General features: G+C 51.0%; 18 protein-coding genes. All 18 read right to left on the reverse strand.

Features of this window, described 5'->3' with window-relative positions:
* Nucleotides 1–82: 82 nt before the first annotated feature.
* A complete protein-coding gene (pstA, locus tag N0B36_RS21455) occupies nucleotides 83–973 on the reverse strand; it encodes a phosphate ABC transporter permease PstA (protein ID WP_016155077.1) in 891 nt (296 codons plus the stop codon).
* Nucleotides 973–1,932, reverse strand: a complete 960-nt coding sequence (gene pstC / locus N0B36_RS21460; protein ID WP_016155078.1) for a phosphate ABC transporter permease PstC — start codon at nucleotides 1,930–1,932, stop codon at nucleotides 973–975. Before pstC ends, pstA begins: the two co-directional genes overlap by 1 nt.
* Before the next feature lie 192 nt (nucleotides 1,933–2,124).
* Nucleotides 2,125–3,165, reverse strand: coding sequence for a phosphate ABC transporter substrate-binding protein PstS (pstS, locus tag N0B36_RS21465; protein ID WP_016155079.1), 1,041 nt, complete (start codon nucleotides 3,163–3,165; stop codon nucleotides 2,125–2,127).
* Between the two features lie 333 nt (nucleotides 3,166–3,498).
* Entirely contained in the window at nucleotides 3,499–5,328 is a 1,830-nt protein-coding gene (gene glmS, locus N0B36_RS21470) for a glutamine--fructose-6-phosphate transaminase (isomerizing) (protein WP_049282853.1), read from the reverse strand.
* A gap of 223 nt (nucleotides 5,329–5,551) precedes the next feature.
* Complete coding sequence (gene glmU, locus N0B36_RS21475) at nucleotides 5,552–6,922, reverse strand: bifunctional UDP-N-acetylglucosamine diphosphorylase/glucosamine-1-phosphate N-acetyltransferase GlmU (protein WP_019077996.1); 1,371 nt, start codon at nucleotides 6,920–6,922, stop codon at nucleotides 5,552–5,554.
* A gap of 659 nt (nucleotides 6,923–7,581) precedes the next feature.
* Nucleotides 7,582–8,001, reverse strand: coding sequence for a F0F1 ATP synthase subunit epsilon (locus N0B36_RS21480; RefSeq protein WP_003023809.1), 420 nt, complete (start codon nucleotides 7,999–8,001; stop codon nucleotides 7,582–7,584).
* A gap of 20 nt (nucleotides 8,002–8,021) precedes the next feature.
* Nucleotides 8,022–9,404, reverse strand: coding sequence for a F0F1 ATP synthase subunit beta (gene atpD, locus N0B36_RS21485; RefSeq protein ID WP_003023806.1), 1,383 nt, complete (start codon nucleotides 9,402–9,404; stop codon nucleotides 8,022–8,024).
* A 26-nt stretch (nucleotides 9,405–9,430) separates the two neighbouring features.
* Nucleotides 9,431–10,294 (reverse strand): F0F1 ATP synthase subunit gamma, encoded by an 864-nt coding sequence (atpG, locus tag N0B36_RS21490; protein ID WP_016155083.1) that lies wholly within the window; start codon nucleotides 10,292–10,294, stop codon nucleotides 9,431–9,433.
* 50 nt (nucleotides 10,295–10,344) lie between these two features.
* Entirely contained in the window at nucleotides 10,345–11,886 is a 1,542-nt protein-coding gene (atpA, locus tag N0B36_RS21495; RefSeq protein WP_003023802.1) for a F0F1 ATP synthase subunit alpha, read from the reverse strand.
* Between the two features lie 12 nt (nucleotides 11,887–11,898).
* Complete coding sequence (gene atpH / locus N0B36_RS21500) at nucleotides 11,899–12,432, reverse strand: F0F1 ATP synthase subunit delta (RefSeq protein WP_006687767.1); 534 nt, start codon at nucleotides 12,430–12,432, stop codon at nucleotides 11,899–11,901.
* A gap of 14 nt (nucleotides 12,433–12,446) precedes the next feature.
* Nucleotides 12,447–12,917, reverse strand: coding sequence for a F0F1 ATP synthase subunit B (gene atpF / locus N0B36_RS21505; RefSeq protein ID WP_003827022.1), 471 nt, complete (start codon nucleotides 12,915–12,917; stop codon nucleotides 12,447–12,449).
* A gap of 59 nt (nucleotides 12,918–12,976) precedes the next feature.
* Nucleotides 12,977–13,216, reverse strand: a complete 240-nt coding sequence (atpE, locus tag N0B36_RS21510) for a F0F1 ATP synthase subunit C (RefSeq protein ID WP_003023794.1) — start codon at nucleotides 13,214–13,216, stop codon at nucleotides 12,977–12,979.
* Nucleotides 13,217–13,262: 46 nt separating this feature from the next.
* The gene (gene atpB, locus N0B36_RS21515; protein ID WP_003023792.1) at nucleotides 13,263–14,078 is read right to left on the reverse strand and encodes a F0F1 ATP synthase subunit A; all 816 of its coding nucleotides are present in this window, start codon (nucleotides 14,076–14,078) and stop codon (nucleotides 13,263–13,265) included.
* Between the two features lie 7 nt (nucleotides 14,079–14,085).
* Nucleotides 14,086–14,466 (reverse strand): F0F1 ATP synthase subunit I, encoded by a 381-nt coding sequence (atpI, locus tag N0B36_RS21520; RefSeq protein WP_003023790.1) that lies wholly within the window; start codon nucleotides 14,464–14,466, stop codon nucleotides 14,086–14,088.
* Nucleotides 14,467–15,080: 614 nt separating this feature from the next.
* Nucleotides 15,081–15,704 (reverse strand): 16S rRNA (guanine(527)-N(7))-methyltransferase RsmG, encoded by a 624-nt coding sequence (gene rsmG / locus N0B36_RS21525; RefSeq protein WP_049282857.1) that lies wholly within the window; start codon nucleotides 15,702–15,704, stop codon nucleotides 15,081–15,083.
* 103 nt (nucleotides 15,705–15,807) lie between these two features.
* A complete protein-coding gene (gene mnmG / locus N0B36_RS21530) occupies nucleotides 15,808–17,697 on the reverse strand; it encodes a tRNA uridine-5-carboxymethylaminomethyl(34) synthesis enzyme MnmG (protein ID WP_016155085.1) in 1,890 nt (629 codons plus the stop codon).
* Between the two features lie 372 nt (nucleotides 17,698–18,069).
* On the reverse strand, nucleotides 18,070–18,519 hold the full coding sequence (gene mioC, locus N0B36_RS21535; protein ID WP_016155086.1) for an FMN-binding protein MioC: 450 nt from the start codon (nucleotides 18,517–18,519) through the stop codon (nucleotides 18,070–18,072).
* Nucleotides 18,520–18,607: 88 nt separating this feature from the next.
* Nucleotides 18,608–19,066, reverse strand: a complete 459-nt coding sequence (gene asnC / locus N0B36_RS21540) for a transcriptional regulator AsnC (protein ID WP_003023780.1) — start codon at nucleotides 19,064–19,066, stop codon at nucleotides 18,608–18,610.
* Nucleotides 19,067–19,208: the final 142 nt, after the last annotated feature.

Below are 19,208 nucleotides of genomic sequence, written 5' to 3' on the forward strand. Positions count from 1 at the left end.
GATGGCGCGCAGCTTTCAGGCCTACAAATGTCTTCAATCGTAGGCCGGATAAGGCGTTTACGCCGCCATCCGGCACTTCGTCTTAACCGTGTTTCTTCTTCGCGAAAATGACGCGCGCCAGAATGTTCAGCAGCAGTACGCACAGGGTAATAATCAGTACCCCGGCCCAGGCCAGTTGCTGCCACTCAGCAAACGGGCTCATCGCAAACTTAAAGATAGTGACCGGCAGGTTGGCGATAGGCTGCATCATGTCGGTGCTCCAGAACTGATTGGAGAGCGACGTAAACAGCAGCGGAGCCGTTTCACCTGCGATACGTGCAATAGCCAGCAAAACGCCTGTAATGATGCCTGAGACAGACGCCTTCAGGGTGATAGCAGAAATCATCTTCCATTTCGGCGTACCCAGCGCATAGGCGGCTTCACGCAGGCTATCCGGTACCAGCTTAAGCATGTTCTCCGTGGTACGAATAACAATGGGCACCTGCAGCAGCGCCAGCGCGATAACGCCCGCCCAGCCGGAGAAGTGCTCCATTTTTGCTACCACGATGGTGTAAACGAACAGACCGACCACGATTGATGGCGCAGAAAGCAGGATGTCGTTGATAAAGCGGATCACCTCAGCCAGCCAGGACTTACGTCCGTACTCTGCCAGGTAGATGCCCGCCATAATACCAAGCGGTGTACCAAACACGGTCGCCCACAGAATTAACAGTCCGCTACCGGCCAGGGCATTCGCCAGACCACCACCAGCCGTATTCGGCGGAGGTGTCATTTCGGTGAACAGCGCCAGTGACATACCGTCAATACCGCGGGTGATCGTGGACATCAGGATCCAGATAAGCCAGAACAGACCGAATGCCATGGTCGCCATAGAGAGCGTCAGCGCGATGCGGTTCTTCAGACGACGACGCGCCTGCATTTTACGGCGGGATTCCGCAAGCGCAGCGGTGTTTTGCATTTCAAGCGTAGCCATTAGCGTGCCCCCTCGTTCTTCGCAAGGCGCATGATCATGAACTTAGACGCCGCCAGCACGATGAAGGTAATCACAAACAGAATCAGGCCCAGTTCCATCAACGCGGCAACGTGCAGTCCTGATTCCGCTTCGGCAAATTCATTCGCCAGCGCAGAAGTAATACTGTTGCCCGGCATGTACAGCGAGGCACTATCGAGCTGGTAGGTGTTACCGATGATGAACGTCACCGCCATGGTTTCACCCAGCGCGCGGCCCAGACCGAGCATCACGCCACCGATCACGCCGTTTTTGGTGAACGGCAGGACGATGCGCCAGATAACTTCCCAGGTAGTACAACCGATGCCGTAGGCTGACTCTTTCATCAGCACCGGCGTTTGTTCGAACACATCGCGCATAACCGCCGCAATGTACGGGATGATCATGATGGCGAGGATCACGCCAGCGGCCAGAATACCGATACCAAACGCCGGACCCGCAAACAGCGCGCCAACAAACGGAATGTTGGAAAGGATGTTCCCGACCGGCTCCTGGAAGTAAGTCGCAAACAGCGGGGCAAAGATAAATAGGCCCCACATGCCGTACACGATACTCGGAATTGCCGCCAGCAATTCAATAGCGATACCCAGCGGGCGACGCAGCCAGCCAGGAGCAAGTTCAGTCAGGAATAAGGCTATGCCAAAACTCACCGGAACGGCGATCAGCAGTGCGATAAGCGAGGTGACCAGCGTACCGTAAATCGGTACTAATGCACCGTAGATATCGTTTGGCGCATCCCATTCTTTAGTCCACAGAAAGGAGAAGCCAAATTTCTGAATGCTTGGCCAGGAGGAGATAACCAGAGAGACAATAATGCCACCCAACATCAATAGCACAATCAGCGCAGCCAGTTTTACCAGCGCGCTGAATATCATGTCACCTTTTTTACCCGGTGGGTTCAAAGCAGGCTTGGTTGCAGCCATAAATCACTCTTTAAGTTTGGGCCAGGAAGCACGCATTTTATCGTGCTTCCCGGCTAACGTAATGCCATACCCTAAATAATTCGAGTTGCAGCAAGGCGGCAAGCTTGTGAATACCCAGGAGCATAGATTCACTATGTGACTGGGGTGAACAAGCACAGCCAACACAGCTGCGGCTCGAAGTATGACGGGTATTTAGTACAGCGCTTTACCGCTGCTGTCCTTCACGTTGGTCTTCCATGCAGCACGAATCTGCTCAACCACGCTGTCCGGCAGGCTGGCGTAGTCCAGGTCATTAGCCTGTTTGCCACCATTTTTGTACGCCCAATCGAAGAACTTCAGCACTTCAGCACCCTGCTCAGGTTTCTTCTGCTCTTTATGCACCAGGATGAAGGTGGTGGAAGTGATCGGCCACGCATCGTCACCTTTCTGGTTAGTCAGATCCTGGGCGAAGGTTTTGCTCCAGTCAGCGCCTTTTGCAGCGTTGGCAAAGTTTTCTTCGGTCGGACTTACCGGTTTGCCATCAGCAGAGACCAGCTTGGTGTACGCCAGGTTGTTCTGCTTAGCGTAAGCGTACTCAACGTAGCCGATAGAACCCGGCAGACGCTGTACGAACGCAGCGATACCGTCGTTACCTTTACCGCCCAGACCGGTCGGCCAGTTAACGGTAGAGCCGGAACCAATTTTAGATTTCCACTCTTCGTTCACTTTCGCCAGGTAGCTGGTGAAAACGAAGGAAGTACCGGAACCGTCAGCACGACGCACAACGGCGATATTCTGAGAAGGCAGCTTCAGACCCGGGTTCAGTTTGGTGATGGCTTCATCATCCCACTTCTTAATTTTACCGAGGTAGATGTCGCCCAGCGTTTTACCGTCCAGCACCAGTTCGCCGGATTTCAGGCCAGGGATGTTCACCGCCAGCACCACACCACCAATAACAGTCGGGAACTGGAACAGGCCTTCTTGCGCCAGTTTCTCGTCAGACAACGGTGCGTCAGAGGCGCCGAAATCAACGGTATTGGCCGTAATTTGTTTTACACCACCGGAGGAGCCGATACCCTGGTAGTTTACTTTGCTACCGGTCTCTTTCTGATAGGTATCTGCCCATTTGGCATACACTGGCGCAGGGAAGGTTGCACCTGCACCTGTCAGGCTCGCTGCTGCAAACGCAGAAAACGCGCTCATGGATAAGGTCGCGGCGACAACAGTTGCGACAGTGGTACGCATAACTTTCATAATGTCTCCTGCACGGTTTTCGTAAATCGTTGTTTGAGTTGCTACTGTGAGCAAAATAGGACAAACAGGTGACAGTTAAATGTACGAAATATGACAGTTTTATGACAATGAAAAACTCGGGAAGTTTTTTATCTAAAAATACATTTAAAACAGGATGTTAATTACCATCATGACAATAACATTTCGCTGAAATTTTCTTTTTATGACACTGAAAACAGTAGTTGAAGATGACGGTTTGTCACATAAAACAGGCGGGATAATTGATTAAAAACAGAACAAGCTAAAAAAATGCCCCACTTACAGCAGGGCATTTTCAGTTCAGTTAAGTGCGGATTACTCTACGGTAACCGACTTTGCCAGGTTACGCGGCTGGTCCACGTCAGTGCCTTTAATCAGCGCCACGTGATACGCCAGCAGTTGCAACGGAACGGTGTAGAAGATCGGTGCAATCACCTCTTCCACATGCGGCATCTCAATGATGTGCATGTTTTCGCTGCTGGTAAAGCCAGCATCCTGGTCCGCAAAGACGTACAACTGACCGCCACGAGCGCGAACTTCTTCAATGTTGGATTTCAGTTTTTCCAACAGTTCGTTGTTCGGTGCAACTACGATAACCGGCATATCGGCATCAATCAGCGCCAGCGGACCGTGTTTCAGTTCGCCTGCAGCATAAGCTTCAGCGTGAATATAAGAGATCTCTTTCAGCTTCAGCGCGCCTTCCAGCGCAATCGGGTACTGATCGCCACGGCCCAGGAACAGCGCATGGTGTTTGTCTGAGAAACCTTCCGCCAGAGCGGCAATGCGTTTGTCCTGAGACAGCATCTGCTCAATACGGCTCGGCAGTGCCTGCAGACCATGAACGATCTCCTGCTCGATAGACGCATCCAGACCTTTCAGACGAGACAGTTTCGCCACCAGCATCAACAGAACGGTCAGTTGGGTGGTAAATGCTTTCGTGGAGGCCACACCGATTTCGGTACCGGCATTGGTCATCATCGCCAGGTCGGATTCGCGCACCAGAGAAGATCCCGGTACGTTACAAATAGCCAGCGAGCCCAGATAGCCCAGCTCTTTAGATAAGCGCAGACCCGCCAGGGTATCCGCCGTTTCACCGGACTGGGAAAGGGTAATCATCAGACTGTTACGACGCACGGCGGATTTGCGATAGCGGAACTCGGAAGCGATTTCGACATCACAAGGAATACCAGCCAGCGATTCAAACCAGTAGCGGGACACCATGCCGGAGTTGTAGGACGTACCGCAGGCGATAATCTGGATATGCTCAACCTGAGACAGCAACTCGTTGGCACGTGAACCCAGCTCGCTTAAATCCACTTCACCGTGACTAATGCGCCCGGTCAGCGTATTTTTAATTGCGTTCGGCTGTTCGTAGATCTCTTTCTGCATGTAGTGGCGATAAATACCTTTTTCGCCCGCGTCATACTGCAGATTCGATTCGATATCCTGACGCTTCACTTGTGCGCCAGACTTGTCAAAAATAGAGACTGAACGACGGGTCACCTCCGCGATGTCACCTTCTTCCAGGAAGATAAAGCGACGGGTTACCGGCAACAGCGCCAGCTGATCGGAAGCGATAAAGTTTTCCCCCATCCCCAGACCAATCACCAGCGGGCTACCTGAACGGGCCGCCAGCAGCGTTTCCGGGTTACGGGTATCCATGATCACCGTGCCATAGGCACCGCGCAACTGTGGAATAGTACGCAGTACGGCTTCACGCAGCGTACCACCCTGTTCCAGTTCCCAATGCACCAGGTGAGCAATCACTTCGGTGTCGGTTTCAGAAACAAAGGTGTAACCACGGGTTTTCAGTAGTTCACGCAGAGGTTCATGGTTTTCAATGATGCCGTTATGCACCACAATAATGTGTTCAGAAACATGGGGATGCGCGTTCGCTTCTGAAGGTTCACCGTGTGTCGCCCAACGGGTATGAGCGATACCTGTACCACCATGCAGCGGATGTTCTTCCGCAGCAGCAGTCAGCATCTGCACTTTACCCAGACGACGCAGACGGGTCATGTTGCCTTCAGCATCGACAACGGCCAGACCAGCAGAGTCATAACCACGATATTCCAGACGACGTAAACCTTCGAGAAGGATTTCAGCTACATCACGCTGCGCGATAGCGCCAACAATTCCACACATATTTTTTGATTCCGAATTTAGGCATTTGCCTGTCGTTGTCGCTGACCTGTATTTGCCCTTTCCGGGCGCCCCGAGCCTTGTAGAGAGTGGGGTTATTTTTATGGTACTGCTTGTTGAGCGGAGGATTATGTTATCCCCTCATCTCTTGTCTGCCTGATGGCGCTTACGCTTATCAGGCCTACAGAACGTCACCGCACGTAGGCCGCCATCCGGCAAAAATCACTTACTTCTTCTTCACCGGACGCTGCCAGCCCTGTTTATGGACCTGAGGTACACGGCTTAATACCAGTTCGTTATCGGCGACATTACGCGTTACGGTAGTGCCAGCAGCGATGGTGGCACCTTTACCCACGGTGACAGGCGCCACCAACTGGGTATCAGAACCCACAAACACATCATCACCAATAATGGTTTTAAACTTATTGGCACCATCGTAGTTGCAGGTAATCGTACCCGCGCCGATATTCACGTTATCGCCAATTTCCGCATCGCCCAGATAGGTCAGATGACCAGCTTTAGAACCTTTACCCAAACGCGCTTTTTTCATTTCGACGAAGTTACCCACGTGCGCGCCTTCCTGCAGCTCAGCACCCGGGCGCAGACGCGCGAATGGGCCGATGGTGCAAGCGGCTTCCAGATGGGCATCTTCCACCACACTGTATGGGCTAAGCTCACAACCTTCACCAATCACGCTGTTTTTGATGATACAGCCAGCACCAATCTTGACGCGATCACCAACGGTTACGTTACCTTCAATGATAACGTTAGTATCAATTTCAACATCGCGCCCGTGAATAAGCGTACCGCGAAGATCAAAACGTGCAGGATCGCGCAGCATCACGCCCGCCAGCAACAGTTTCTCTGCTTGCTCAGACTGATAAACACGCTCCAGACGGGATAACTGAAGACGGTTATTCACCCCTTCCGTTTCGCTAATACGTGCCGGATGTACCGCAGCAATTTCGCGTCCTTCCTGATACGCCATAGCAATGATATCGGTGATGTAGTATTCACCCTGCGCATTGTTATTGGTGAGTTTGGACAGCCAGCGCTTCATATCAGCGCCATTGGCAATCAGAATACCGGTGTTGATTTCCTGGATTTGGCGCTGCTCGTCAGTTGCATCTTTATGCTCGACGATACCGGTGACGTTACCGTTCTCACGCGTAATACGCCCATAGCCGGATGGATCATCCAGTTTTACCGTTAACAGGCCGATGCCGCCCTGCGGTTTAGCATCACGCAGGCTACGTAAGGTATCGGTAGAGATCAGCGGCACATCGCCATAGAGCATTAAAATGTCTTCGTCATCACCAAAGAATGGCGCTGCCTGCTGCATTGCATGGCCGGTCCCCAACTGCTCTGCCTGCAGAATCCAGTTTAGATTGCCATCTTTCAGCGTCTGCTTAAGCAAATCACCACCGTGCCCGTAGACCAGATGTACGTGAGTCGCACCTAATTCATTAGCGGCATCAATGACATGCTGAACCATCGGCTTTCCTGCGAGGGTATGCAGCACTTTAGGGAGATCGGAATACATACGCGTGCCTTTGCCTGCGGCAAGGATCACGACGCTCATAGCATTATTCAACATACACGTCCTGACTGTAATTTGAGAACGAATTTATACCGTTTCACATTGAAAATACTACATTTTTTTCATCGTGAAATGGACCGAAGATAAAACGTTCAATCGGGGAAATTTCCCCTCTGATAACTCTCTATTTTCGTCTATTTCGGCGTCTTTTGTCTCCCAAAAACCAGGAGTCTGCTCTTATTAAAGCCTAGGTTAATGTTTTTGCTATTTTTTTACTGCATGAATAAAGAGTTACAAAAGAAAAGTATAATTTTATTAATGTGATTCAGCGAGAAGCAGAAAAATACTGTTTTAAAAGGGAAGAGGACAAACGATCAAGCGGAGGAGGGGGATTTAATAACAGCTGGCGCGTGCTGATAACCGTATGAAGCATCGCGCCACAGAGCAGGTTGGGAAGACTAAACTTCCATGCTGCTGAAAAGGGCGATGATTTTATTAATCAGTTTCATGTTGGTATACTGTTTTTATCTGAGTTAATTATGTGATACACATCACACAAAAAAAGAGTCTACGCCTCATTTTTTAACCGATCAATATTTTTGTGACACAAATCACAAAATAATAAAACAGCTTTTTAGTTCCACTTTCACTGAAACAAAACCATAAAAAAAGCCAGCCTGGCAACCAGACTGGCTTTTGTGCTTTTCAAGCCGGTGTTACATCGCTTTTTTGGTCAACTCGATAACGCGCAGTTTCGCGATCGCTTTGGCCAGTTCCGCAGATGCCTGAGCGTAATCCACGTCACCATGAGAGCTCTTAATGTGCTCTTCAGCCTTACGCTTCGCTTCCAGGGCTCTCGCTTCATCGAGATCCTGTCCGCGAATCGCGGTATCAGCCAGAACGGTCACGCTGCCAGGCTGCACTTCGAGAATGCCGCCGGACAGATAGATAAACTCTTCATGACCGAACTGTTTAACGATGCGGATCATACCAGGCTTAATGGCGGTGAGCAGCGGTGCGTGACCCGGGAAAATACCCAGTTCACCTTCACTACCCGTTACCTGGATTTTTTCGACCAGACCAGAGAACATTTGCTGCTCTGCACTGACGACGTCCAGGTGGTAAGTCATTGCCATATCACCCTCCGATTAAGGCGTTAAAGTTTTTTGGCTTTTTCCACGGCTTCGTCGATAGAACCAACCATGTAGAACGCCTGCTCTGGCAGGTGGTCGTATTCGCCTTCCATGATGCCTTTAAAGCCACGGATGGTGTCTTTCAGGGATACGTATTTACCCGGAGAACCGGTGAATACTTCCGCAACGAAGAACGGCTGGGACAGGAAGCGCTGAATTTTACGTGCGCGTGCTACCACCAGTTTGTCTTCTTCAGACAGTTCATCCATACCCAGGATGGCGATGATGTCTTTCAGTTCCTGATAACGCTGCAGCAGAGACTGTACGCCACGCGCGGTGTCGTAGTGTTCCTGACCAACAACCAGCGGATCCAGCTGACGGCTGGTGGAGTCCAGCGGGTCAACTGCCGGGTAGATACCCAGAGATGCGATCTGACGGCTCAGTACCACGGTTGCATCTAAGTGAGCAAAGGTGGTTGCTGGGGATGGGTCAGTCAAGTCATCCGCAGGTACGTATACCGCCTGAACGGAGGTGATAGAACCGGTTTTGGTAGAGGTGATACGTTCCTGAAGAACACCCATCTCTTCCGCCAGGGTCGGCTGGTAGCCTACCGCTGATGGCATACGACCCAGCAGTGCGGATACTTCTGTACCGGCCAGGGTGTAACGATAGATGTTATCAACGAACAGCAGAACGTCACGACCTTCGTCACGGAACTTCTCTGCCATGGTCAGACCGGTCAGAGCAACGCGCAGACGGTTTCCCGGCGGCTCGTTCATCTGGCCATATACCAGGGATACTTTGTCCAGAACGTTGGAGTCAGTCATTTCGTGGTAGAAGTCGTTACCCTCACGAGTACGTTCACCCACGCCCGCAAACACGGAGTAACCGGAGTGTTCGATCGCGATGTTACGGATCAGCTCCATCATGTTTACGGTTTTACCTACACCCGCACCACCGAACAGACCAACTTTACCGCCCTTAGCGAACGGACACATCAGGTCGATAACTTTGATGCCGGTTTCCAGCAGTTCCTGAGAGCTGGACAGCTCTTCATAGGAAGGTGCCGCGCGGTGGATAGCCCAACGCTCTTCTTCACCGATATCGCCTTTCATGTCGATCGGGTGACCCAGGACGTTCATGATACGACCCAGAGTTGCTTTACCTACCGGGACTTCGATCGGGTGCTCGAGATCTTTGACTTCCAGACCACGACGCAGACCGTCGGAAGAACCCATGGCGATGGTACGTACGATACCGCCGCCGAGCTGCTGCTGAACTTCCAGCACCAGGCTCTCTTTACCATTCATAACCTCAAGAGCATCGTACACGCGCGGTACGGCATCCTGAGGGAATTCGACGTCAACCACGGCGCCGATTACCTGGACAATTTTTCCAGTAGCCATCTTGAATCCTCTACGAATTAACCTGGTTATACCGCGGATGCACCACCGACGATTTCGGTGAGTTCCTGAGTAATGCTGGCCTGACGAGCTTTGTTGTATACCAACTGCAGCTCTTTAATCAGGCTGCCGCCATTGTCGGTCGCGGCTTTCATCGCCACCATACGTGCGGCCTGCTCGCTGGCCAGGTTTTCTACCACGCCCTGATAAACCTGAGACTCGACATAACGACGCAGCAGGGTATCCAGCAGCGCTTTCGGGTCTGGCTCATACAGGTAATCCCAGGATTTACGCTTCAATTCATCATCATCTGATGCCGGCAGAGGCAGCAGTTGGGTGATGGTTGGCGTCTGAGACATGGTGTTAATAAATTTGTTGCTGACAACGTACAGTCTGTCCAGACGACCTTCATCGTAGGCCTGCAGCATCACTTTAACCGGACCGATCAGTTCGGACAGGGAAGGGTTATCCCCCATGCCGGTTACCTGAGCAATCACATTACCGCCAACGGAGTTAAAGAAAGACACGCCCTTAGAGCCGATCATTGCGATATCGCACTGAACGCCTTTATCGGACCATGCTTTCATATCCGCCAGCAGCTTTTTGAACAGGTTAATGTTCAAGCCACCGCACAGACCACGGTCGGTCGACACCACCAGGTAGCCCACGCGCTTAACGTCGCGTTCTTCCAGGTAAGGGTGCTTATATTCCAGATTACCATTCGCAAGGTGACCAATCACTTTGCGCATGGTCTCTGCATAAGGACGGCTGGCCGCCATGCGATCCTGCGATTTACGCATTTTGGAAGCGGCGACCATCTCCATCGCTTTAGTGATCTTCTGCGTGTTCTGGACGCTTGCGATCTTACTACGTATCTCTTTTGCGCCGGCCATGAGCTTCTCCTCAATGCCTTGCGGTCCGCCCTAAAGCAGACCGCCAGACGTTACCAGGACTGGGTTGCCTTGAAGGAATCGAGGATAGCTTTCAGCTTGCCTTCGATTTCATCGTTATAGCCACCGGACTGGTTGATCTCTTGCATCAGCGGAGCGTGGTCACGGTCAACGTAAGCCAGCAGAGCGGCTTCAAAGCTACCGATTTTCGCCAGTTCCACATCTTCGAGGTAACCGCGTTCAGCCGCAAACAGCACCACACCCTGCTGTGCTACAGACATTGGGGCATACTGTTTCTGCTTCAGCAGTTCAGTTACTTTCTGACCGTGGCTCAGCTGCTTACGAGTAGCTTCATCCAGGTCGGAAGCGAACTGAGAAAACGCTGCCAGTTCACGATACTGCGCCAGTGCGGTACGAATACCACCGGACAGTTTCTTGATGATCTTGGTCTGCGCTGCGCCACCTACACGAGATACGGAGATACCCGGGTTAACTGCCGGACGAATACCGGAGTTGAACAGGTTGGTTTCCAGGAAGATCTGACCATCTGTAATGGAAATTACGTTGGTCGGAACGAACGCAGAAACGTCACCCGCCTGGGTTTCGATAATCGGCAGAGCGGTCAGGGAGCCGGTTTTACCTTTAACTTCACCATTGGTGAACTTCTCAACGTATTCCGCGTTTACGCGGGATGCGCGCTCCAGCAGACGGGAGTGGAGGTAAAATACGTCGCCCGGGAATGCTTCACGTCCAGGTGGACGACGGAGCAGCAGGGAAACCTGACGGTAAGCAACAGCCTGTTTAGACAGGTCATCGTAAACGATCAGCGCGTCTTCACCGCGGTCACGGAAGTATTCGCCCATTGCGCAACCGGCATATGGCGCCAGGTATTGCAGAGCAGCAGATTCAGACGCGGTCGCCACAACAACGATGGTGTTGGACAGTGCGCCGTGTTCTTCCAGTTTACGAACCACGTTAGAAATGGTGGACGCTTTCTGGCCGATAGCCACGTACACACATTTGATACCGGAATCACGCTGGTTGATGATGGCGTCGATTGCCATCGCGGTTTTACCTGTCTGACGGTCACCGATGATCAGCTCACGCTGGCCACGACCGATTGGGATCATGGCATCAACAGATTTATAACCTGTCTGTACTGGCTGGTCGACGGACTGACGTTCGATTACGCCTGGTGCGATAACTTCGATTGGCGAGAAGCCATCGTTATCAACCGGACCTTTACCGTCAATTGGGGAACCCAGAGTGTTCACCACACGACCCAGCAGGCCACGGCCAACCGGAACTTCCAGAATACGACCCGTACACTTAACCTTCATGCCTTCGGCGAGGTCAGCGTATGGACCCATCACAACGGCACCTACGGAGTCGCGCTCCAGGTTCAGTGCGATAGCGTAACGGTTACCCGGCAGGGAAATCATCTCACCCTGCATACAATCGGCCAGGCCGTGAATGCGGATAACACCGTCACTTACAGAAACAATAGTACCTTCGTTGTGAGCTTCGCTCACAACATTGAACTGAGCAATGCGCTGCTTGATCAGTTCGCTGATTTCGGTGGAATTCAGTTGCATGCTCCAGTCCCCTTAAGACTGCAAGACGTCTGCAAGGCGCTCAAGACGGCCGCGTACGCTGCCATCAATGACCATATCACCCGCTCGGATGATTACGCCTGCCATTACAGACTTATCGATTTTGCAATTCAGCTTAACTTTGCGTGACAGACGTTTTTCCATCGCTGCACTAATCTTCGTAAGCTGTTCATCACTCAGTGCATTGGCAGAAGTGACTTCTACCTCAGAGATAGCCTCACTGGCTGCACGCAGATGAATAAACTGCTCAAGAACATCCGGGAGCGCATTCAGACGGTTATTTTCAGCCATTACCCTAATCAGGTTTTGGCCGCTTTCGTCCAGCTGCTCACCGCACACGGCGATAAACGACTCAGCGAGCGTTTCCGGCGCCAGCGCGCCAGAGAGAAGCTCTGCCATTTGTTCGTTTTTCGTCACCTCAGCGGCAAACGTCAGCATATCCTGCCAACGGTCAACGCTTTGGTGCTCAACGGCAAAGTCAAAAGCTGCTTTGGCGTAGGGGCGAGCTACCGTAATAAATTCAGACATCAGCCCCTCCCTCCTTACAGTTCAGCGACAAGTTTGTCCACGATGTCGCTATTAGCAGCTTCATCCACGGAACGTTCGATGATCTTCTCGGCGCCAGCAACAGCCAGGATAGCAACTTGCTTACGCAGTTCTTCGCGAGCACGTTTACGCTCGGCGTCAATTTCCGCCTGCGCCTGTGCCACGATTTTAGTACGTTCCTGCTCTGCTTCAGTTTTAGCTTCGTCCAGGATCTGAGCACGGCGTTTGTTCGCCTGCTCGATGATTACCTGAGCTTCCGCCTTCGCTTTTTTCAGCTGGTCGGTCGCGCTGGCCTTTGCAAGGTCAAGATCCTTATGTGCTCGTTCTGCAGAAGCAAGGCCGTCAGCAATTTCTTTTTGACGTTTTTCGATGGCAGCCATTAAAGGCGGCCATACGTACTTCATGCAGAACAGAACGAACAGGACAAACGCGATGGCCTGGCCGAGGATTGTTGCGTTAAGATTCACAGCACAATGCCTCTATCTAGTTAACGTTCTGATATTGCTCTTAATTCAAGCAACGCTTACTACGCGACAGCAAACATCACGTACAGACCCAGACCTACAGCGATCATTGGGATTGCATCCACCAGACCCATAACGATAAAGAACTGAGTACGCAGCAGAGGAATCAGATCCGGTTGACGCGCTGCGCCTTCCAGGAATTTACCCCCGAGGATGCCGATACCGATCGCAGCACCGATTGCCGCCAGACCCATCATCACAGCGGCAGCAATGTACAGCAGATCCATATTCAGGTTTTCCATGACAGTCTCCAGTTTGTTTCAGTTAAAACGTAGTAGTGTTGGTAAATTAATGCTCTTCAGATGCCATCGACAGATAGACAATCGTCAGAACCATAAATATGAAGGCTTGCAGCGTGATAATCAGTATGTGGAAAATGGCCCATGGCACATTCAGGATCCACTGTGACCACCACGGCAACAGACCAGCAATCAGAATGAAAATCAGCTCACCGGCATACATGTTGCCGAACAGTCGCAGACCAAGAGAAATTGGTTTGGACAGCAGGCTTACCCCTTCAAGGATTAAGTTGACAGGGATGAACGCCCAGTGATTGAACGGCTGCAGCGTCAACTCTTTCGCGAAGCCGCCGATGCCTTTCATTTTGATGCTGTAGAACAGAATGAGGATAAATACGCCCAGCGCCATCGACAGGGTGATGTTCACGTCAGCAGACGGAACTACACGCAGAGCCGGCAGGCCAAAGATATGCTCACCGATGTACGGCAGCAGGTCGATAGGCAGCAAATCCATCAAGTTCATCAGGAATACCCAGACGAAAATCGTCAGGGCCAGCGGAGCAATCAGCTTGCTTTTGCCATGGTACATGTCTTTCACGCTACCATGCACAAAGCCGATTACCAGCTCAATCGCGGTCTGAAATTTACCTGGTACGCCGCTGGTCGCCTTTTTAGCTACGCTACGGAACATAAGCAGGAACAACAGACCCAGAACCACCGAGAAGAAAATGGAGTCAATATTGAGCGTCCAGAAGGTGGCTGGGGGGTTGTGCGGATCCACCAGCGAGAATGTACGTAGGTCCAACTGAAGGTTATTCAGATGGTGTCCTATGTAATCCTGCGGCGTCATATTTTCTGAAGCCATGATGCCTTTACCCTTTGTTGTTAATTACAGCCGGCGCCAGTATCTGAACCACCAGCACCAAAACCCACGTAACGATCAGCGGCATGAATACCGCTTTCAAAACAGCCAACGCCACCACCAGCAAAACCAGCATAGCTAACACCTTGAAGGCTTCGCCGAAGGCGAACGTCCAGGCTACTCGGCCTTTAGCTGGTGTATGCGCCTGGTGACGCCAGGCAAATATCATAAACAACACATTAGGCAGTAACACTGCCAATCCACCGCACAATGCGGAGATGCCCCAGAAAGGGTCTTTGAGGCTAAACAGCAATCCACTTGCTATTACCGCCAGAAACTGTGTGAGCAAAAGCTTACGAGCAACGTTTCGACTCAAGAGCGACATAGACATCACGTTTTTACTCCTGCTCCCTTCGAGGTATGCCGCGTGTCGTATAAAACGTTCTTTATGGCTTAGAGTCAAGCATCAAAAAGCGGTCAAATTATACGGTGCGCCTTCGTGATTTCAAACAATAAGTAGCTAAAAAGTGAATAAATGTTTAAATATTTTTCGCTACCCCACATTTATCACTTTTAAGCAAACTGTGAACGATCATGCAAAACTGCAAATGCCGCGTAAATACTGGCGGCAAAGCGTGCACCAGATCACATATTGAACATATTCACCTTCGCATAATTTATTTACGTGGCAAATGATGCCTTTTCATCTTTTTGATATTTAAGCGTAAAAATAGCCACTATTTCAAAAACAACAGCTAACAACAAAAAAACCACGCATTGACATTTATAATAAAAAATTAACACAACGGGTGGTTCTTACGTTCTATTTTTAGCAGACTGATATTTTCACAGCTGACTTGTTTCGCTTTTAACAAAAAACGGTACGTTATAGTTATGATGCAAAACCGTAAGGCGCTAGTGAATTGTAACGACATTTAACCACACTATTCCCTATGACTTTTAACACCTGAATAGCCGTTTTTTTTCTATTTTTTTTGATAAAAATTAAATTTTGTTTGGCTTAATAACCACCAGATGACGTTCACCATCCAGTTGCGGAACGCGTAATTTTTCGACCGACTCGACGCTGAATTCCGCAGGCAACGTAGCAATTTCATCTTCTGGCAACTGCCCTTTTAGCGCATAAAAACGCCCATCCAGGCCAGGCAAATGATGGCACCAACTCACCATATCAGTAAGTGACGCGAACGCACGGCTAATGACCCCATCGAACGGCGGCTCTGAAGGGAATTCTTCAACTCGGCTTTGCACAGGAGTGATGTTAGTAAGCGCAAGCTCATGCTGCACCTGACGCAAGAAACGGACGCGTTTTCCCAGACTATCCAGCAGTGTGAAATGCGCTTCTGGGCGCACGATAGAGAGAGGAATACCCGGCAGGCCCGGTCCCGTACCCACGTCAATAAAACGCTCCCCCTTCAGATACGGCGCGACGACAATACTGTCCAGAATATGGCGCACCAGCATTTCGTTGGGATCCCGTACCGACGTCAAGTTGTACGCTTTGTTCCATTTGTGCAGCATATCGACATACGCAATCAGCTGATTTTTCTGGTGATCGGTAAGAGAAATACCAGCATCAGCCAGCAGACGAGAGAGTTTGTTGAGCACGGTCGTTACCTGTTCATAATCAATTTCCCGATGCGCTATAGCTTATCGGGACTACAAATTTGTAGGGCGGGCAGGCGAAGCGCCCGCCGCCAAAATAGTGTTATCAAGCGCTGCGGCGCAGCATACCTTGTTTCTTCAGCCATACCAGCAGAATGGAGATGGCGGCAGGCGTAACGCCAGAAATACGCGATGCCTGGCCGATTGATACCGGTTTGTGATCGTTCAGCTTGGCGATAACTTCATTCGACAAGCCTGAGACCTGACGATAATCCAGCGTTGCAGGCAACAGGGTGTTCTCATTACGCTGTTGTCTTTCGATTTCTTCCTGTTGACGGGCGATATACCCTTCGTATTTCACCTGAATCTCAACCTGTTCCGCGGCCTGAGCATCGTCGAGCGCTGGTGCAAACGCAGATAAAGAGGTCAACTGAGCATAGGTCATATCCGGGCGGCGCAGGAGATCTTCACCGCTGGCTTCACGTGACAAAGGCGTAGCCAGGTGAGCATTCACTTCTGCTGCAGATTCCGCTAACGGATTTACCCAGGTTGATTTGAGACGCTGACGTTCCTGTTCGATACGCTCCAGCTTCTCGTTGAAACGAGCCCAGCGCTCGTCGTCCACCAGACCCAGTTCACGACCAATTTCGGTCAGACGCAGGTCGGCGTTATCTTCGCGCAGCATCAAACGGTATTCTGCGCGTGAGGTGAACATACGGTACGGTTCTTTGGTGCCAAGCGTACACAGATCGTCCACCAGTACACCAAGATAAGCCTGATCGCGACGCGGTGCCCAACCGTCTTTCTCAGCAGACAAGCGTGCGGCGTTCAGACCCGCCAGCATCCCTTGCGCGGCAGCTTCTTCGTAACCGGTAGTACCGTTAATCTGGCCCGCAAAGAACAGACCCTGGATGAATTTGCTTTCCAGAGTGGGTTTCAGGTCGCGCGGATCGAAGAAATCATACTCAATCGCGTAGCCAGGACGGACGATTCTGGCATTTTCCATTCCCTGCATGGAGCGGACAATTTGCATCTGCACATCGAACGGCAAGCTGGTGGAGATACCATTCGGATAAATTTCGTTAGACGTGAGTCCTTCCGGTTCGAGGAAGATCTGATGCTGATTACGATCGGCAAAGCGCATCACTTTGTCTTCGATCGACGGGCAGTAGCGCGGACCGATACCTTCGATCACGCCAGCGTACATCGGGCTACGATCGAGGTTATTGCGGATCACGTCATGGGTTCTCTCATTGGTATGAGTGATGTAACACGGCATCTGACGCGGATGTTGAGAAGCATCGCCCAAGAATGAGAAGACCGGCATCGGGTTATCGCTGTTTTGCTGGCCGAGCACGCTGAAATCAATAGTGCGTGCATCGATACGCGGCGGCGTACCGGTTTTCAGGCGGCTGACGCGCAAAGGCAGTTCACGCAGACGGCGTGACAGCGGGATAGACGGCGGATCGCCAGCACGGCCGCCGCTGTAGTTGTCCAGACCAATATGAATTTTGCCGTCAAGAAAAGTCCCTACGGTTAACACAACCGCTTTGGCACGGAACTTCAGTCCCATTTGGGTCACTGCACCCACAACACGATCGTTTTCAACAATCAGATCTTCAACTGCCTGTTGGAAGATCATCAGATTGGGTTGATTCTCGAGTGCGGTGCGTACTGCCTGGCGATAGAGCACACGGTCGGCCTGAGCTCGGGTAGCACGAACGGCTGGCCCTTTGCTGGCGTTTAGTATCCTAAACTGGATACCTGCATGGTCGATCGCTTTTGCCATCAACCCACCAAGCGCATCCACTTCTTTTACCAGGTGTCCCTTCCCAATACCGCCGATCGCCGGGTTGCAGCTCATCTGTCCCAGAGTGTCGATATTGTGTGTCAAAAGCAGAGTCTGTTGACCCATTCGCGCCGCGGCCATTGCGGCCTCGGTGCCTGCATGACCCCCGCCAATGATGATGACGTCAAAAGGATCCTGATAAAACATGGTAATTGCCTCGCATAACGCGGTGTGAAAGTGGATTGAAGCCCGGGCCGTGGATTCTACTCAACTTTAGTCGATCGAGAAAGCCCTGGGATCCTGGGTATTAAAAAGAAGATCTTTTTATTTAGAGATCTGTTTTATTGTGATCTCTTATTAGGATCGCAACTTTCTGTGGATAAGGGCGATCCTTTGAATAAGATCAACAGGTTGTTGAGGATCATTAGCTGTGAATGATCGGTGATCCTGGCCCGTATAAGCTGGGAGCAGAATGAAGGGTTATACACAACTCAAAAACTGAACAACGGTTGTTCTTGGGATAACTACCGGTTGATCCAAGCTTTTAACCAGAGTTATCCACATAAAAAAGTACGATCTTTACAAATCTCTGAGCAATGGATGCCAGGATCCCAGCCAAATTTCAGCCGGATCTTCTGGAATTTCATGTTCCAGTACGTTGATCCTGAGCGTTTCGCCGATCTGTTTTGCCCCGCAGGCTTTCAGTTCGGCTTCCAGCTTGTCGATTGCGCCGCAAAAGGTGTCATATTCACGACTGCCGATCCCGATTGCACCAAAGTGCACTTGTGAAAGGTCCGGTTTTTGCTCGCATAAGGCATCATATAAAGGCTGCAGGTTGTCAGGAATGTCTCCCGCACCGTGCGTGGAGCTAATAATCAGCCAGATCCCATCAGTCGGGACCTCTTCAAGCATTGGCCCATGCAGTATTTCGCTGGAAAAACCCGCGTCGTCCAGTTTTTCAGCCAGATGCTCTGCTACATATTCCGCACTGCCAAGCGTGCTGCCACTGATAAGAGTGATTTCTGCCATGATCGCCCACCTTTATAAAGAGGGCGTATTGTACGCTGTGAGCGAGCTGGGATCTACCTGTGGAAAAATAGGGGATTAAAAAAAGCGATCATGGCTTGATGGTACGCATGATCGGGTTTTGCAGGACGATCAGGGTCTCCGTGGACTGAATTTCGTCAATTGTTTGGATCTTGTTGATAAGTACCTGCTGTAACGCGTCGATCGACTTGCACATCACCTTTATAAAGATGCTGTAGTGCCCGGTGGTGTAATACGCTTCGGTCACCTCATCGAGGCTTTCCAGTCTGGCCAACGCTGACGGATAGTCTTTCGCACTTTTCAGGATGATGCCGATAAAGCAGCCGACGTCATAGCCCAACTGTTTGGGACTAACATCAATCCGCGCGCCGGTAATAATCCCGGCCTGCTTCATCTTCTCTACGCGAACGTGAATTGTCCCCGGGCTCACGCCGAACTGTTTGGCCAATTCGGCATAGGCCGTTCGGGCATTTTCCATCAGGGCGTCAAGAATGCCGCGGTCCAGATTGTCGATCTGATAATTTTCCATAGGTTTTTCTTATGTAGATTAATGATTCCCTCTATTTTAGACGTTAATTTTAACGAATCAAAATCGAAGACGGCTTTTTGTTTGTTGATTATTGAATATTACCTACATTCTGTTGCTTAATCATAGGCAACAGGACACAGGA

Origin of the sequence: Citrobacter sp. XY323, from assembly GCF_025106035.1 — a bacterium.
GTDB classification, from domain to species: Bacteria; Pseudomonadota; Gammaproteobacteria; order Enterobacterales; family Enterobacteriaceae; genus Citrobacter; species Citrobacter braakii.

What these genes read in the sequence shown, in the direction of transcription:
- pstS (WP_016155079.1), bottom strand. Translation starts at nt 3,165, where the DNA reads ATGAAAGTTATGCGTACCACTGTCGCAACTGTTGTCGCCGCGACCTTA.
- atpG (WP_016155083.1), bottom strand. Translation starts at nt 10,294, where the DNA reads ATGGCCGGCGCAAAAGAGATACGTAGTAAGATCGCAAGCGTCCAGAAC.
- N0B36_RS21480 (WP_003023809.1), bottom strand. Translation starts at nt 8,001, where the DNA reads ATGGCAATGACTTACCACCTGGACGTCGTCAGTGCAGAGCAGCAAATG.
- asnC (WP_003023780.1), bottom strand. Translation starts at nt 19,066, where the DNA reads ATGGAAAATTATCAGATCGACAATCTGGACCGCGGCATTCTTGACGCC.
- pstA (WP_016155077.1), bottom strand. Translation starts at nt 973, where the DNA reads ATGGCTACGCTTGAAATGCAAAACACCGCTGCGCTTGCGGAATCCCGC.
- atpA (WP_003023802.1), bottom strand. Translation starts at nt 11,886, where the DNA reads ATGCAACTGAATTCCACCGAAATCAGCGAACTGATCAAGCAGCGCATT.
- atpE (WP_003023794.1), bottom strand. Translation starts at nt 13,216, where the DNA reads ATGGAAAACCTGAATATGGATCTGCTGTACATTGCTGCCGCTGTGATG.
- atpB (WP_003023792.1), bottom strand. Translation starts at nt 14,078, where the DNA reads ATGGCTTCAGAAAATATGACGCCGCAGGATTACATAGGACACCATCTG.
- mnmG (WP_016155085.1), bottom strand. Translation starts at nt 17,697, where the DNA reads ATGTTTTATCAGGATCCTTTTGACGTCATCATCATTGGCGGGGGTCAT.
- pstC (WP_016155078.1), bottom strand. Translation starts at nt 1,932, where the DNA reads ATGGCTGCAACCAAGCCTGCTTTGAACCCACCGGGTAAAAAAGGTGAC.
- atpD (WP_003023806.1), bottom strand. Translation starts at nt 9,404, where the DNA reads ATGGCTACTGGAAAAATTGTCCAGGTAATCGGCGCCGTGGTTGACGTC.
- atpI (WP_003023790.1), bottom strand. Translation starts at nt 14,466, where the DNA reads ATGTCTATGTCGCTCTTGAGTCGAAACGTTGCTCGTAAGCTTTTGCTC.
- glmS (WP_049282853.1), bottom strand. Translation starts at nt 5,328, where the DNA reads ATGTGTGGAATTGTTGGCGCTATCGCGCAGCGTGATGTAGCTGAAATC.
- mioC (WP_016155086.1), bottom strand. Translation starts at nt 18,519, where the DNA reads ATGGCAGAAATCACTCTTATCAGTGGCAGCACGCTTGGCAGTGCGGAA.
- glmU (WP_019077996.1), bottom strand. Translation starts at nt 6,922, where the DNA reads ATGTTGAATAATGCTATGAGCGTCGTGATCCTTGCCGCAGGCAAAGGC.
- atpH (WP_006687767.1), bottom strand. Translation starts at nt 12,432, where the DNA reads ATGTCTGAATTTATTACGGTAGCTCGCCCCTACGCCAAAGCAGCTTTT.